The sequence below is a fragment of the Limosilactobacillus vaginalis DSM 5837 = ATCC 49540 genome, assembly GCF_000159435.1.
Classification (GTDB): domain Bacteria; phylum Bacillota; class Bacilli; order Lactobacillales; family Lactobacillaceae; genus Limosilactobacillus; species Limosilactobacillus vaginalis.
Map to the genome: position 1 here is coordinate 1 of NZ_GG693511.1, position 213 is coordinate 213.

The 213-nt window shown below is 56.3% G+C and carries 1 pseudogene; it reads right to left on the reverse strand.

What is annotated here, in order from left to right:
* Nucleotides 1-213: pseudogene (locus tag HMPREF0549_RS09200) on the reverse strand (IS3 family transposase); the annotation flags it as partial.

Genomic DNA, 213 nt, shown 5'->3' on the forward strand with positions numbered 1-213 from the left:
AACAACGGCGAGGTACGCCCAGCGCTTACCCGTCCAGATATAGGTCACATCACCGCACCACACCTGATTTGGCTCGGTCACGGCGAACTGCCTTTCAAGGTAGTTAGGGATAGCAACATGTTCATGACCACCACGTTTATACCGGTGAGTCGGCTGCTGACAGCTGACCAGCCCCAGCTCTTTCATGAGCCTGCCAGCAAGCCAGCGTCCCAT